Here is a 15722-nt window from a genome sequence, read left to right on the forward strand (position 1 = left end):
GCATGCAAGTCTGGTGCTTGCGCTGCAAGGATTCTAAACAGGAGTCATGCCTTCGCAGGTAACGAAGGGACGCTCGAATGTCACCACATGGTTACACAGGAGCGCTCTGGGACAACTGCCCCAGCGCCGTGGCCATGCTGGGCGCCAGCGGCAGGCGCGGAATCAGCACGGCTTGCCAGGCGTGATAGAGGTCGGGTTTGCCAGCCCAGATATCAGCACTCGGGCGGTTCTGTGGATCGAGTTCGTGATACCAGCTGCCGTCGCGGCGGTCGATGAAATGACTGTCACAAAATTCCCAGAACACTCGGTACCAGTGTTCGAACTGTTCATCACCCGTACGCTTGAGCAAGGCACTGGCAGCCGCGCTGGCTTCGCAATGGGTCCAGTGCAGACGATGACGAACCACCGCGCGATTGTCCCAGTCGAGGGTGTAGACGATGCCGGGCGCACCGTCGATGTCCCAGCCTTGCCGGCAATTGTGTTCGAACAGTTGTTGCGCATCGGTGGCCAGCCAGCCTGGTGTCGGCATCCCGGCCTGTACTCGCGCCGCTTCGAGGTGCAGCAATAGCCGCGCCCACTCGAAACCGTGGCCGGGCGTGGCGCCGTACGGGCGGAAACCGTCGGCCGGATTGTCGTGGTTGTATTCGCGCAGCGGCTGCCAGTCGCGGTCGAAATGCTCGACCACCAAAAAGTCATTGGCGGCGGCGTGACCGTGGATCACCCGTTCGACGATGCGCTGGGCGCGGCACAACCAGCGATTGTCCTGGGTGACATCGGCCAAGGCGAGGAAGGCCTCGGTGGCGTGCATGTTGCTATTGGCGCCGCGATAGCGTTCCTCTTCACTCCAGTCGCGGTTGAAGGATTCGCGCATCGCGCCCTCCTCCTCGCTCCAGAAATGCGTGTCGATGATGTCGATCGCATTAATGAGCAATGCTCGGGCGCCAGGGCGTTGGGCGACAACCGCAGAACTCGCGGCCAGTGCGACGAATGCATGCAGGTAGGCTGCTTTGCCGTCGTTGCCGTCGCGGTGTTCCGGGGTGGCAAACCAGCCACCGTGTTCAGCATCGCGTAACGGGCCGCAGAGGGCTTTTACGCCGTGATCCACCAGCTCGGCAAACCCCGGCAAGCCCTGGATGTGGGCCATGGCAAAGCAGTGGGTCATGCGCGCGGTGTTCATGGTTTCGGCGTGGGCGTTGGTCGGCAGGCGGCCCTTTTCATCGAGGTTGCCGAAGCCTTCGGGGAGCTTTGCGGCCTTGGCGAACGAAAGCAGGCGTAGGCCTTCGGCGGCGAGCCATTGTTGATGGGCAGGTGCATTCAGCCAACTGCTGAAGGCGGGTTGGAAGGTGTCCATGGGGTGCCTTTTTTTGTTGTTATGACTGAGGGCAGTCTAAACAACGGGCGGGGGTGGGCTTGTAACGAAGGGGGTGGGGTATGTCACCGTTTTGTGACATTTCTCTTGAGAGATGTGCTGAATGGTCTGGTGCCTTCGCGAGCAGGCTCGCTCCCACAGTGGATTTGTGTACGACGCAACTCCCCTGTGGGAGCGAGACCGGCTTGCCGGCGAAGAACGATAACGCGGTGCGACTAATCAACACTGCGAGGCAACTGCAACGTCACCCGCAATCCACCCTCTCGCAAATTCTGCAGGCTGACCTCACCCCCATGGCTATGGGCGATATTGCGCGCAATCCCCAACCCCAACCCATACCCTTGCTGCTGCCCGGCCAGGCGGAAGTGCGGTTCGAATACCTGTTCCATCCGCTGCTCTGGCACCCCGGGGCCTTCATCATCGACATGCAGGACGAACGCGCTCTGGTCGTCATCAATGTGCAAATGCGCGTTCTGTCCATATTTCAGGGCATTGTCGATCAGGTTGCCAATGCACCGCTTGAGCGCCAACGGCTTGCCCGGATAAGGCGCCAGCGCCCGTCCTTGCTGGGTCACCCGGCCATTGCCATTGGGCGCCAGGTACGGTTCCACCAGGCAATCGAGCACATGATTGAGGTCCACCGGTTCGATATTTTCGTGAATGTCGGTGTCTTTCACGCATTGCAGCGCGCCTTTGACCAGCAGCTCCAACTCATCCAGATCGCGACCGAACTTGGCTTGCAGCTGTTCGTCCTCCAGCAGTTCGACCCGCAGCCGCAAGCGGGTGATCGGCGTGCGCAGATCATGGGAAATCGCGCTGAACAACTGACTGCGTTCGGTGAGATAACGGCTGATACGCTCGCGCATCGCGTTGAAGGCACGGCCCACTTCCACCACTTCACTGCCACCGCCCTCGGCCACCGGTTCGACTTCGGCCCCCAGCGACATATCGCGCGCCGCCCGTGCAAGACGCTTGAGCGGCCGGCTCTGCCAGTGCACCAGCAAGCCGATGAACAACAACAGGAAACCGCTGGTCAGGACGATGAACCAGACTTGCTGCGCCGGCAGCCCCTGCTCTTCAAGGCTGGTATAGGGCTCGGGCAACAGCGAGGCGATGTACAGCCATTCCCCGGGCGCCATCTGGATTTGGGTGACCAGCACCGGCGGATTGACCGGTTCCAGGGTCAGCGCGTAATGCGCCCAGGAGCGAGGCAACTCGTCGAGTTTCAGGCCGCCGTTGAAAATCCGCAGGTCTTCGGGGCTGACGAACGTCACCGAGATATCAGTGTCCTGGCCCAGGGACTGGCGCAGCACTTCATCCACCGCCTTGAGCACCGCCGCCTTGCGCGGGGTGATCGGCAGCAGCTCCATGCCCAAGGGTTTGTCGTTGAGGGTCACCACGAACCGGGTGCCGCCCATGCTGCGCAACTGGTCGAGCACCAGCGGCCTGAACGCCACCGGCAACGAACGAAAGTAACTGACGCTGGCGGTCATCGAATGCGCGAGGCTGCGGGCGCTGGTGACCAACCCCTCGAGCTGGGTCGCGCGCAGCTGCGAGACCCAGATCACGCTCGACAGCGCCTGGGCAAACAGCACCGCCAGCAAGGTCAGCAGCAACATCCGCCCAAGCAGCGAACGCGGCACGGGCACCTTGGCGGCGATTTTCTGGAAAAACTCAGTGGCCATTGCTGGCAACCACAGTGGCTGCCAGTTGGTAGCCGCTGCCGCGCACGGTACGGATCAGCCGCGGTGGTTTTTCGGTGTCGCGCAGACGCTGACGCAGGCGGCTGACCGCCATGTCGACGATGCGATCCAGTGGCATCAGATCGCGGCCACGGGTGGCATTGCCGATGGTGTCGCGGTCGAGAATTTCCTGAGGGTGATCGAGGAACAGCTTCAGCAGGGCGAAATCGGCACCGGACAGAATCACTTCTTCACCATCGATGTGGAACAGTCGGTGACTGACCATGTCCAGGCGCCAGTCGTCGAAGGCAAGCACTTCACTGCCGGACCGCTCCTGACCGAACTGCGCGCGGCGCAGCAGCGCCTTGATGCGCGCTTGCAATTCACGGGGACTGAAGGGTTTGCCCAGGTAGTCGTCGGCGCCCAGTTCCAGGCCGATGACCCGGTCGGCCTCGTCGGAACTGGCGGTGAGCATGATGATCGGCACCTGGGCCTGACGCGGATGCTGGCGAATCCAGCGGCACAGACTGAAACCGTCTTCGTCGGGCAGCATCACGTCGAGAATCACCAGATCGCTGGGCGCGTCGTTCATGGCCTGGCGAAAGCCTGCGCCATCGGGCGTGGTCCGGACCTGGAAACCGGCACGGGTCAGGTAGGTGTCCAGCAACTCGCGTATCTCTTGATCGTCATCGACCAACAAAATCGACTTGTTGACTGAGCTCACGGGAGGCGTCCTTGTTATTTGAGTTGGGACGGATTATGCCTGATCGTTCCCACGCTCTGCGGGGGAATGCCTCAAGGGACGCTCCGCGTCCAGTGACGCGGAGCGTCACGGGCTGCATTCCCACGCAGAGCGTGGGAACGATCATTACCGTGCTTGCTCCAGCGCCACACCCGCGCCAACCAGGCCAGAATACGGCGCCGTCACCAGCCACACCGGAATCCCCTTGAAGTAATCGCTCATGCAACCCTTGTCGGCAAAGCACCGCGCAAAACCGCTTTCGATGAAGAAGTCGGCAAACCGCGGAATCACCCCGCCCACGATGTACACGCCACCGCGTGCACCGGTGGTCAGCACGTTGTTGCCGGCCACGCGACCGAGCCAGCAGCAGAATTGCTCAAGCACTTCCAGGGCGATCGGATCACCCGCCAGGCCGGCTGCCGTAATCGATTCCGGGGTATCGAGCACGGCCTCGTGGCCGTCGACCGCACAGATCGCCCGATAAACCCGCGGCAAGCCACTGCCGCTCAATGCCGTTTCAGCGCTGACATGGCCGATCTCGTTGAAGATGTGTTGCCACAGCTGGGTTTCTCGCAGGCTGCTCAGGGGTAGATCGACGTGACCGCCCTCCCCCGGCAGTGCAGCGAATCGACCTTGACCCAGGTCGAGCAACGTCCCTACGCCAAGACCCGTGCCGGGGCCGATCACCACCGCGGGGCGCAAGGGTTCCGGGGTGCCTTCGCAGACCACCCGGAATTCGCCCGGCTGCAACCGGGTCATGCCCAACGCCATCGCAGAGAAATCGTTGACCAGCAGCAATTGGTCTACCTGCAAGATCTCGCAAAACTCTTTGCGACCGAGCCGCCAGTGATTGTTGGTGAACTTGAATTCATCACCGCTCACCGGGCCCGCCACCGACAGGCATACCGAACCGATCGAACCCGGCGCCAGGCCGAGTCCGCTCAGGTAGAGGCTGATCGCGTCGATCGGGCTCGCATGGTCTGCCGTCGCCAGCACCTGGATCGATTCCAGCTGCTGGTTTTTCCACAACGCGAAACGTGCGTTGGTCCCACCGATGTCACCGACCAAAGCCAGTTTCAATTAAGCGTCTCCAGGGCAGAAGTAAAGGCGCTGGCGCCCTGCTCTGCGGAGCTGAAGGCCATGCGCATGAAACCGAATAGCTCGCGGCCGGTACCAATGTTGTTGCCCAACAGGCCCTTGGCGGGTTCGCGAGCCGCGAACTTTTCGGCGTCCACCTTAAGCTCCAGGGTGCCTTTGACGCCATCGACGCGGATGATATCGCCCTCTTGCACTCGGGCCAAAGCACCGCCCACAAAAGCTTCCGGGCTGACATGGATCGCCGCCGGGATTTTCCCGGACGCGCCCGACATGCGCCCGTCTGTCACCAACGCGACTTTGAAGCCACGATCCTGCAGCACGCCGAGGAACGGCGTCATTTTGTGCAACTCCGGCATGCCGTTGGAGCGCGGCCCCTGGAAGCGCATCACCGCGACGAAATCCTTCTCCAGTAACCCGGCCTTGAACGCATCGGCCAGATCCTGCTGATCCTGGAACACCATCGCAGGTGCTTCCACGATCTGGTTTTCCAGGGCAACGGCGGAAACTTTCATCACACCGCGACCGAGGTTGCCTTCCATCACGCGCAAGCCACCTTCTGGCGAGAACGCACGAGCGACCGGACGCAGGATGGTTTCATCGAGGCTGTCGGTCACGCCTTCGCGCCAGACCAGTTCACCGTTATCAAGGAACGGTTCCTGGGTGTAGCGACTCAGGCCATGGCCCATGACGGTGTTGACGTTTTCGTGGAGCAGCCCGGCTTCCAGCAGTTCGCGAATCAGGAATGACATGCCGCCCGCAGCCTGGAAGTGGTTGATATCGGCTTTGCCGTTCGGGTAGACGTGGCTCAGGGTCGGCACGACCTCGGAGAGATCGGCCATGTCCTGCCAGGTCAACTGGATACCCGCCGCCATGGCGATGGCCGGCATGTGCAGGGTGTGGTTGGTCGAGCCGCCAGTGGCATTGAGCGCCACGATCGAGTTGACCAGCGAGCGCTCGTCGACGATTTCGCCGATCGGCATGAAGTGGCCGTTCTGCTTGGTCAAACGGGTGACCTGATGCGCCGCTTCACGGGTCAGGGCATCACGCAGCGGGGTGTTCGGGTTGACGAAAGACGAGCCCGGCAAGTGCAGGCCCATGACTTCCATCAACAACTGATTGGTGTTGGCGGTGCCGTAGAAGGTGCAGGTGCCGGGGCTGTGGTAGGAATTCATTTCCGATTCCAGCAGCTCTTCGCGGCTGGCCTTGCCTTCGGCGTAACGCTGGCGCACATCGGCTTTCTGCTTGTTGGAAATACCCGAGACCATCGGCCCGCCTGGCACGAAAATCATCGGCAAGTGACCGAAACGCAGGGCGCCCATCATGAGGCCGGGCACGATCTTGTCGCAGATGCCCAGCATCAGCGCGCCGTCGAACATGTTGTGGGACAGGGCCACGGCGGTGGACAGCGCGATCACTTCACGGCTGGGCAGGCTCAGCTCCATCCCCGGCTCACCCTGGGTCACGCCATCGCACATGGCCGGGGTACCACCGGCGAACTGGCCGACGGAACCGATTTCACGCAGGGCCCGTTTGATCTGCTCAGGGAAGACTTCGTACGGCTGATGCGCCGAGAGCATGTCGTTATATGACGAAACAATTGCGATGTTGGCGGCATTCATCATCCGCAGGCTGTGCTTGTCATCGCTGCCGCAGCCGGCGACGCCGTGGGCAAAGTTGGCGCACTGCAGCTTGCCGCGCATCGGCCCGTCGCTGGCGGCACCACGAATCAGTGCAAGGTAAGCCTCACGTGTTGCGCGGCTACGGGCGATAAGCCGTTCGGTGACCTCAAGGACGCGGGGATGCATGTGTAGAACTCCAGGCTAACGGATGTGGCGACCTGATTGTCTATGCTGAACAAGGGCCGTTGTATTTGGGATGACAGACGGTTTTCTTGATCGGTCGGACCAGTTGATTCAGGCCACTCGTTGTAGATCGAACAAAATATTGCCATTAAAAAGGCTTGTTTTCTATTTTTATGCGAATAATCTTGTAATTCCAACAACAAAACGACGGCGGCCCTGTTAAATGACTCTTCGAATCGCAATCAATGGTTTTGGCCGAATTGGCCGTAACGTGCTTCGCGCACTGTATACCCAAGGCTATCGCCAGGACCTGCAGATCGTTGCCATCAATGATTTGGGCGACAGCGCGATGAATGCTCATCTGCTCAAGTACGATACGGTTCATGGCACGTTCGACGCCGATGTCCAGCACGATCGGGAAAGCCTGACCGTCAATGGCGACCGGATTTCGGTCAGTGCCATTCGCAACCCGGCCGAGCTGCCCTGGGCCGCGGAAAAAATTGACGTCGTATTCGAATGCACCGGTCTGTTCACTGACCGGGCCAAGGCCGCCGCGCATATTACCGCCGGCGCGCGCAAAGTGATCATCTCGGCCCCGGCCAAAGGCGCCGACGCCACCGTGGTGTATGGGGTCAACCACGATATCCTGCGTCAGTCGCATCAGATCATTTCCAATGCGTCATGCACCACCAACTGCCTGGCCCCGGTGGCCCAGGTGCTGCATCGCGAGTTCGGTATCGAAAGCGGCCTGATGACCACGATCCACGCCTACACCAACGACCAGAACCTGACCGACGTCTATCACAGCGACCCGTACCGCGCCCGTTCCGCCACCCAGAACATGATCCCGAGCAAGACCGGCGCTGCCGAAGCGGTCGGCCTGGTGTTGCCGGAACTGGCGGGCAAATTGACCGGCATGGCCGTGCGTGTGCCGGTGATCAACGTGTCGCTGGTGGACCTGACCGTGCAGCTCAAGCGCGAAGCGTCGGCGGATGAAGTGAACGCATTGCTCAAGGAAGCCAGCCGGCATTCGAAGATTCTCGGCTACAACACCTTGCCGCTGGTTTCCAGCGACTTCAACCACAACCCGCTGTCGTCGATCTTCGACGCCAACCACACCAAGTCCAGCGGCAAGCTGCTCAAGGTCCTGGCCTGGTACGACAACGAATGGGGCTTCTCCAACCGCATGCTCGATAACTGCCTGGCATTGTGCAACGCCGAGTAAGCGAAGCTTCCTGTAGGAGCTGGCTTGCCAGCGAAGGCGTCCTCAAAACCGCCATCGCCACCAAACCGGTTCCCACCCATTGTCTATGGACCACCCCATGATCGGTATCAGCTTCACGCAAAAGACCCTGGCGGCGCGCAAGCGAATCGCCCTGGTCGCCCATGACCACTGCAAGGTTTTTTTGCTGGACTGGGCCGAGCGGCACAAAGACCAGCTTGCACAACACGAACTGGTTGCCACCGGCACCACCGGATTGTTGTTGCAACAACGCCTCGACTTGCCCGTGGAAAGCATGATCAGCGGCCCCCTGGGCGGCGACCAGCAGCTCGGCGCGCGGATCGCCGAGCAGCGGGTCGACATGCTGGTGTTCTTCTGGGACCCGTTCGAACCGCAGCCCCATGACCCGGACATCAAGGCACTGCTGCGGGTCGCGGCGGTCTGGAACATTCCCGTGGCCTGCAACGAATGCAGCGCCGACTACCTGCTGAGCAGCCCATTGATGGATCAGGCGCACCCGCATCGGATCCCGGATTACGCTACCTATCTGCTGGGCCGCGCATAAACCTTCACAAATGAGTCCTTGACCACTCGAGCGGATGATAAGCATTATCATTCGCTCGACATGGATCAGGGCCTCCCGTGAGTCAATCGCGCTTCAATCACGTCTTCATCGCCCAGCGAGTCTCTCTGCTGCGCACCCTGGAGCGAATGGTCAACAATCACAGCACCGCCGAAGACCTCTTGCAGGAAACCTACCTGCGCGTGACCCGGGCGCTCAGTGAACGGGCCATCGATCACCTCGAACCCTTCGTGTTCCAGACCGCCCGCAACCTGGCGCTGGACCATTTGCGTGCGCGTCGCATCCACTCGCGCACCCTGCTCGATGACGTGCCGCTGGACGTGGTGCAGGCCGTTGCCTCCCCCGTGAGCAGCGCCGAGGACGCCGCACATGCCGAACAATTGCTGGAGCGTTTGAACCTGAGCCTCAACCGACTCAGCGCCCGCCAGCAGCAGATTTTCATTCTCAGCCGTCTGCACGGGGACAGTTATCTGGAAATTGCCCAGAAGCTTGGCGTGTCCTTGAGCACCGTGCAGAAGGAACTGAAGCTGATCATGGCGATCTGCATCGGCGTCGCCGAACGCTTGAACGGCGACTGAGCCCCCGAGGCTTTGCTACCCTTGCCTCTCTTCCAGGCTTCATTAAAAAAACAGCCGTGCACAGACACTGCCGAGGAAACACCGTGACGGACACCCACCGCTCCCCTGCGCCCTCCCCGGCACGGGACCCCGCCAGCGCAATGGACCAGGCTTTGGACTGGCTGATCGTGCTGGGCAGTCCGAGCGAGGAACAGACCCGACAGTTCCATGCCTGGCTCGCCGCCGATCCCCTGCATGCCGAAGCGTTTGCCAGTGCCCAAGCGATCTGGGACGGCCCGCACGTGCTGCAATGCGCACAAGACCTGGCCGCCCAACCGCCGAAGGCGACGGCCCTGTCGCGCCTGCGACTGCACTGGAAACCCCTGGCCACCGCCGCCGTGCTGCTCCTCGGTGTGTTCAGCTTCAGCAACCTGCCAATGCGCCTGCAGGCCGATCACTTGACCGTGGTCGGTGAGCGCCAGCGCCTGCAACTGGAGGACGGTTCGAACGTCCTGCTCAATACCAATTCGGCCTTCTCCAGCACCATCAACGATCGGCAGCGCGTGGCCCGCCTGTATCAGGGCGAGGCATTTTTCGACGTGTCGGCCAATCCCGGCCAGCCGCTGCAAATCGACGCCGGCCCGGTCAAGGCCAGCGTGCGCGATACCGCGTTTGCGGTGCGCTACCTTGATGGGGTGGCACAGGTGCGGGTGCAGCGTGGCGACGTCGACCTGCAAGCCACCCGCAGCGATGCGCGGGTGCGTTTGTCCGCCGGGGAAAGCATCCGCATCGGCCCCAACGGCTTCGATCGTCCGGCCAAACTCGATGCCGCCACCGACCTGGCCTGGGTCCAGGGCCGGCTGGTGTTCGAAAACTGCCCGCTGAACCAGGTGCTGGCAGAGCTGCGTCGCTACTATCCCGGCTGGATCATCAACAACAACGAGCAGTTGGCCGACGTTGCAGTGACCGGCAACTACCGTCTCGATCAGCCGCTGGATGTCGTTCGCTCGCTGGCCCACATTACCTCGGCACGGCTCCAGGAATTCCCGGCGCTGGTGATACTTAACTGAATGAGAATTATTTTTACTCGATAGCTGAAGTTCGTACGTCTCGTTATAGCCAATGCAATTGATTCGCATCTCTACATGCCAATCAGCACCTATAAAGATTCGTGCGACACGGAGCGCTATCGATGTCCCCTCGCCTTTCCCGCCAGTCCTCTTCACCCTCGCGAATGCTGTCGCTGCTGACCGCGGCCATCCTGATAGCCGGCAGCGCCCCGCTCATGGCGGCTGCCGCCGACGGGCAACCGATCCGCAACATGGGTGATTACTCGTTCGCCATTCCCCAGCAGTCGCTGGTGTCGGCGCTTAATGCGTTTACCGCGGTGACAGGCTGGCAAGTCGGCTTGCCGGCCGAACTGGCGCAAGGTGTGGCCTCGCCGGGTGTGCGCGGCTCCCTGTCACCGGAAAAAGCCCTCGATCGCCTGTTGGTGGGGACCAACCTGAGCTATCGCAAACTGGGCAACAACAACATCGTCCTGGAAAAGCGCAGCACCGGCAGCGCCATCAATCTGCAACAGGTGACCATCAGCGCCACTCGCCAGGAACAGAGCGTGGAAAGCGTGCCGGGCACCGTCACCGTTCACACCCGTGAAGAACTGGACCGCAACAACGTCAACACCATCAAGGATCTGGTGCGTTACGAACCGGGTGTATCGGTGGGTGGTGCCGGTCAGCGCGGCGGGATCAGCGGCTACAACATTCGTGGCATCGACGGCAACCGGATCCTGACCCAGGTCGACGGCGTCGAAATCCCCAACGGATTCTTCAATGGCCCTTACGCCAAGACTCAACGCAACTACGTCGACCCGGAAATCATCAAGCGCGTGGAAATCCTCCGCGGCCCGGCCTCGGTGCTCTACGGCAGCAACGCCATCGGCGGCGCGGTCAGCTACTTCACCCTCGACCCGGACGACATCATCAAGCCGGGCCAAGACGTCGGCGCACGCCTCAAGACCGGCTACAGTTCCGCCGATGAGAGCTGGCTCAAGTCCGCCACCGTCGCCGGTCGCGCCGATCGGTTCGACGGCTTGCTGCATTACAGCCAGCGTGACGGTCACGAAACCGAGTCCTATGGCAGCAACAACGGCACCGGCCTGGCGCGCACCGCAGCCAACCCGGAAGACGTGCGCGCCAGCAACGTGCTGGCCAAAATCGGCTGGAACTACAACGACGATTCGCGCCTGGGGCTGACTTACGAGAAGTACAAGGACGACCGCGACATCGATCTGAAAAGCGCTTACGGCGGTCCGTTCTTCAACGGCCAGCCGACCATTCCCGACCGTATCCTGCCGGGCGGCATGTACCAGTGGCGCACCGGTAACGACACGGTGACCCGCGAGCGCTTCGGCCTGGAACACCGCTTCGCCCTCGACAGCCTGCTGGTGGACAACGTCAAGTGGAGCCTGAATCACCAGGTCGCCAAAACCGATCAGAGCACCGCCGAGTTTTACTACCCGATCTCCCGCCAGGTGCTGCGAACCCGCGAAACACTCTACGAAGAGAAGCAGTGGGTCGTGGATGCGCAACTGGATAAAGCCTTCAGCCTTGGCGATACCGAGCACCTGTTCACTTATGGCACCACCCTCAAGCAGCAGAAGGTCACCGGCTCGCGCAGCGGCAACGGCACCTGCCTTGCGGTGTTCGGCAGCTGCCGGGTCATCGGTGCGGTCAGCCCGAGCGATGTGCTGAAAAAATCCAGTGACTTCCCGGACCCGACCATCAACACCTACAGCCTGTTTGCCCAGGATCAGATCAGTTGGGACAAATGGACCTTCCTGCCAGGCCTGCGCTACGACTACACGCAACTCAAGCCGCACATCACAGAGGAATTCCTCAACACCGTGGCGGCCGACGGTCGCGGCACCGTGAGCGATGAGAATAAAACCTGGCACAAGGTTTCACCCAAGTTCGGCCTGACCTATGCCCTGACCGATCAATACACCTGGTATGGCCAGTACGCCGAAGGTTTCCGTACGCCGACCGCCAAGGCGTTGTACGGGCGCTTCGAGAACACAGCCGATGGCTACATCGTGGCACCCAACCCGGACCTGGAGCCGGAAAAAAGCAAAACCTACGAGACCGGTCTGCGCGGCAACTTCGAATCCGGTTCGTTCGATGTGGCGGTGTTCTATAACAAGTACCGCGACTTCATCAACGAAGATGCGATCACCCCCGGCGACAACGAGCTGACCTTCCAGAGCCACAACATCAAGCACGCCACCATCAAGGGCGCGGAGATCAAGGGTCGCTTGAACCTCGATGCCTTCGGTGCGCCACAGGGGCTCTATACCCAGGGTTCGGTGGCCTACGCCTACGGCCGCAACGACGACACCGGTCAACCGCTCAATAGCATCAACCCGCTGACCGGCGTGTTCGGCCTGGGTTATGACCAGGACAACTACGGCGGCTTGCTCAGCTGGACCTTGGTGAAGAATAAGGATCGGGTCGACGACAGCAACTTCAAATCGCCGGATGGCGTCAGCAGCCAATTCAAGTCGCCCGGTTTTGGCGTGCTGGACCTGACCGGTTTCTACAAAGTCACCGACGACGTCACCGTCAGCGCCGGCCTCTACAACCTGACCGACAAAAAGTACTGGCTGTGGGATGACGTGCGCGGTTATGACGGCGTGGGCGAGGCAGCCGTGATCAACCCGGCCAACCTCGATCGCCTGACCCAGCCAGGTCGCAACTTCGCGGTCAATCTGGTGTGGGACATTTGACCCTCTGTATCTCGCTGCGCGGTTGTTCGATGCCGCACAGCGAGGATTTTTTTACTCTGCAGCGACTGCTTATTCGTCTAGTTCATTGACGCAAATAATCCAGCACCAACTTTCAAAGGAAAGAACAGCATGGTCTCCCAAACTCCCGCTTCCGATGTCAGTGCTTCAATCCTGCGCTCCCAGCGCGTCAGAGAGCTGACTCACGACCTGCACAAACGTCTTGAAGATACCGTCAGCGAATGGGCGCCTACCGAAACCCATGCCGGCTTCACACGGTTCGTCCAGATGCAGTATTTGTTTCAATCGGAGATCCAGGCGCTGTACCACGATGCGCAGCTGATCAAGCTCTTTCCGGACCTGCCAGAGCGCTGCCGGGTGAAAGCGGCAGAAGCCGACCTGGCGGATCTGGGGTCGGCTATCCCTGAAGCCGTTCCGGGCGCCTTGCAGTCCCCGACCCAGGCTCAGGCCCTGGCCTGGATTCGGGTTTCGGAAGGCTCGAAACTGGGCGCTGCCATCCTGTTCAAACATGCTGTCGGCCTCGGCTACAGCCAGACCAGAGGCGCACGTCACCTGGCAGAGCCAGAAGGCGGTCGCGCAAAAGGCTGGAAAGCATTCAATGCCATCTTCGACAATCTGCAACTGAGCGACGAAGAAGAAGCCCAGGTGGATCAGGCTTCCAGGGATGCCTTTGCACGCCTTGAACTGCTGCTCAGGACAGTCGGAACACGCGCGACCAATGCTCAGCCGGCTTAAGTAAGAAGCCGCCGTAACTGCGGAAAAACCGGTCGCTGAACACGACCGGCCCCCCCCACGTATTGTTGGTCATGACTCAACTTCCAATCTTTACTTCAAAACTCGCCCGCTTTCTCTTCGGTCTCCTGGCCTGCTTCAGCCTCGGCATTGGCCTGATCGCCATCGTCGTACCGGGCCTGCCGACCACCGAGTTCATCCTGCTTGCCGCCTGGGCCGCGACTAAAAGCTCGCCGCGCCTGAGCGCCTGGCTGGAAAACCATCGGCTGTTCGGTCCGATCCTGTGCAACTGGCGCAATGGCAAAATCATTGCCCGGCGAGCCAAGGTCAGCGCCACCGTCAGCATGCTGCTGTGCGCAGGCTTGATGCTCATCATGCTTGATCATGGCTGGCCAATTTACCTGGCCATCGCCGGCATGAGCCTGGGTAATGTGTGGATCTGGTCGCGGCCGGAATCACTGCCTCTGTCGTCCTGACAGACTGAGTCGCCAGCCTTCGCGAGCAAGCCCTGCTCCCACATCCAGGTCACACAGGAGATTACTTGTAGGAGCGAGCTTGCTCGCGATGGACTCAAGAGCGCCGAATTTAACCAGTAGACACGCGTTATCGTTAGCGACCATCGTCGGAACGCCGCCCGGAGCAAGCTCGCTCCTACAGAGGGGATTTCATCCGGACGGTCGGTGTTTTGGTCTATGCTCGGGCTCTCGCTCCGGAGGGCCTTCGATGACTGATCTACTCACGTCCATTCAAGCCGCACTCGGCTTGCCCCACACCCCGTTCCCGGTCACCTCGAGTGGTGCCCTGCCCTCGGCGTTTGCCGTGACTGACCTGGCTTGCGCCAGCATTGCCGCCGCCGGCCAGGCCATCGGCGAATTACTCAATCAACAAACCGGGCGCCTGCCCCACCTTGAGGTCGACCGGCGCCTGGCCTCGTTCTGGTTCTCGACCTCGATTCGCCCGGTGGGCTGGAGCGTGCCACCGCTGTGGGATGCGGTCGCGGGCGATTACGCGACAAAGGACGGCTGGATCCGCCTGCACACCAACGCCCCCCATCACCGCACCGCCGCCGAACGCGTGCTCGGTATCTGCGCCGACCGCGCAGCGATGGCGAGCAAGGTTGCTCAATGGGCCAAAACCGACCTGGAACAGGCGGTGCTCGACGCCGGAGGCTGTGCCGCCGAAATGCGATCCTGGGTGCAATGGCAGGCCCATCCCCAGGGTCAGGCCGTGAATGCCGAACCGCTGGTTCAGTTCGCTGCCAACAGCGGTCAAAACGCAAAGCCGTGGCAAGGTTCGGTGGCGCAACCCCTGGCCGGGATCAAGGTGCTGGATCTGACTCGGGTACTCGCGGGACCTGTCGCCAGCCGCTTCCTCGCAGGGTTCGGCGCCGATGTACTGCGCATCGATCCTCCGACCTGGAACGAACCCGGCGTGGTGCCTGAAGTCACCCTGGGCAAACGCTGCGCGCGTCTGGACCTGCATGACAAGTCCGATCGCGAACTGTTCGAAGGCCTGCTCAAAGACGCTGACATCCTGCTCCATGGCTACCGCGCCGATGCGTTGGAGCGCCTGGGTTATGGCCTCGCCGAGCGCCAGCTAGTGGCGCCCGGACTGATCGATGTCTGCCTGAACGCCTACGGTTGGAGTGGCCCGTGGCAGAACCGTCGCGGCTTCGACAGCCTGGTGCAGATGAGCAGCGGCATTGCCGAAGCCGGCATGCGCTGCAAGCATGCGGACAAACCGACACCCTTGCCCTTGCAAGCGCTCGATCACGCCACCGGGTATTTGATGGCGGCCAGTGCGATCAAGTTGCTGGTGCAACGGTTGAGTGACGGACGTGGCGGCTCGGCGCGATTGTCGCTGGCGCGGACGGCGAAGCTGCTGATCGAGGCTGGCGCCGGGACGGATGAGCCGTTGCGGGCGGAGGAAGTAAGCGATCAAGGGTTGTTGGTCGAGCAAACGCCCTGGGGGCCGGCGCATCGGTTGCAGGTTCCTTTGAGAATTACCGGGACGCCGTTGCAGTGGGCGATTCCGGCTGGGGAACTGGGTTCACATCGCCCATTGTGGTGGTGACGATACCGGCCCCTTCGCGAGCAAGCCCGCTCCCACAGGAGATCGAGTTTACCTGGACGA

General features: G+C 61.4%; 13 protein-coding genes. 8 read left to right on the forward strand and 5 right to left on the reverse strand.

Features of this window, described 5'->3' with window-relative positions; genetic code table 11:
* Nucleotides 1-91 precede the first annotated feature (91 nt).
* From F8N96_RS12795 to edd, 5 genes are all read right to left on the reverse strand, one after another.
* The gene (locus F8N96_RS12795) at nucleotides 92-1351 is read right to left on the reverse strand and encodes an AGE family epimerase/isomerase (protein ID WP_150798117.1); all 1260 of its coding nucleotides are present in this window, start codon (nucleotides 1349-1351) and stop codon (nucleotides 92-94) included.
* A gap of 233 nt (nucleotides 1352-1584) precedes the next feature.
* Complete coding sequence (locus F8N96_RS12800; protein ID WP_150798118.1) at nucleotides 1585-3054, reverse strand: ATP-binding protein; 1470 nt, start codon at nucleotides 3052-3054, stop codon at nucleotides 1585-1587.
* Nucleotides 3044-3775 carry a response regulator gene (locus F8N96_RS12805; protein ID WP_150763649.1) on the reverse strand — a complete coding sequence of 244 codons (732 nt, stop codon included), beginning with the start codon at nucleotides 3773-3775 and terminating at the stop codon, nucleotides 3044-3046. Before F8N96_RS12805 ends, F8N96_RS12800 begins: the two co-directional genes overlap by 11 nt.
* Before the next feature lie 144 nt (nucleotides 3776-3919).
* Nucleotides 3920-4873, reverse strand: a complete 954-nt coding sequence (locus tag F8N96_RS12810) for a glucokinase (RefSeq protein ID WP_150798119.1) — start codon at nucleotides 4871-4873, stop codon at nucleotides 3920-3922.
* On the reverse strand, nucleotides 4870-6696 hold the full coding sequence (gene edd, locus F8N96_RS12815; protein ID WP_150798120.1) for a phosphogluconate dehydratase: 1827 nt from the start codon (nucleotides 6694-6696) through the stop codon (nucleotides 4870-4872). The genes F8N96_RS12810 and edd overlap by 4 nt, the downstream gene beginning before the upstream one ends.
* A gap of 220 nt (nucleotides 6697-6916) precedes the next feature.
* Here edd and gap point away from each other — a divergent pair, with 220 nt between their 5' ends.
* The 8 genes from gap (at nucleotide 6917) to F8N96_RS12855 (ending at nucleotide 15662) form a co-directional block, all read left to right on the forward strand.
* A complete protein-coding gene (gene gap / locus F8N96_RS12820) occupies nucleotides 6917-7918 on the forward strand; it encodes a type I glyceraldehyde-3-phosphate dehydrogenase (protein ID WP_150798121.1) in 1002 nt (333 codons plus the stop codon).
* 97 nt (nucleotides 7919-8015) lie between these two features.
* The gene (locus F8N96_RS12825) at nucleotides 8016-8480 is read left to right on the forward strand and encodes a methylglyoxal synthase (protein ID WP_064679366.1); all 465 of its coding nucleotides are present in this window, start codon (nucleotides 8016-8018) and stop codon (nucleotides 8478-8480) included.
* Between the two features lie 77 nt (nucleotides 8481-8557).
* Nucleotides 8558-9076 carry an RNA polymerase sigma factor gene (locus tag F8N96_RS12830; RefSeq protein WP_150798122.1) on the forward strand — a complete coding sequence of 173 codons (519 nt, stop codon included), beginning with the start codon at nucleotides 8558-8560 and terminating at the stop codon, nucleotides 9074-9076.
* An 83-nt stretch (nucleotides 9077-9159) separates the two neighbouring features.
* Entirely contained in the window at nucleotides 9160-10125 is a 966-nt protein-coding gene (locus F8N96_RS12835; protein ID WP_150798123.1) for a FecR family protein, read from the forward strand.
* A gap of 122 nt (nucleotides 10126-10247) precedes the next feature.
* Nucleotides 10248-12839, forward strand: coding sequence for a TonB-dependent receptor (locus F8N96_RS12840; RefSeq protein ID WP_150798124.1), 2592 nt, complete (start codon nucleotides 10248-10250; stop codon nucleotides 12837-12839).
* A 129-nt stretch (nucleotides 12840-12968) separates the two neighbouring features.
* Complete coding sequence (locus tag F8N96_RS12845; RefSeq protein WP_150798125.1) at nucleotides 12969-13592, forward strand: biliverdin-producing heme oxygenase; 624 nt, start codon at nucleotides 12969-12971, stop codon at nucleotides 13590-13592.
* Between the two features lie 71 nt (nucleotides 13593-13663).
* Nucleotides 13664-14065: a YbaN family protein gene (locus tag F8N96_RS12850; RefSeq protein WP_150798126.1), complete on the forward strand. Its 402-nt coding sequence runs from the start codon at nucleotides 13664-13666 to the stop codon at nucleotides 14063-14065.
* A 247-nt stretch (nucleotides 14066-14312) separates the two neighbouring features.
* A complete protein-coding gene (locus tag F8N96_RS12855) occupies nucleotides 14313-15662 on the forward strand; it encodes a CoA transferase (RefSeq protein ID WP_150798127.1) in 1350 nt (449 codons plus the stop codon).
* Nucleotides 15663-15722: the final 60 nt, after the last annotated feature.

The sequence above is a fragment of the Pseudomonas fluorescens genome, assembly GCF_902497855.1.
GTDB lineage: Bacteria > Pseudomonadota > Gammaproteobacteria > Pseudomonadales > Pseudomonadaceae > Aquipseudomonas > Aquipseudomonas fluorescens_BI.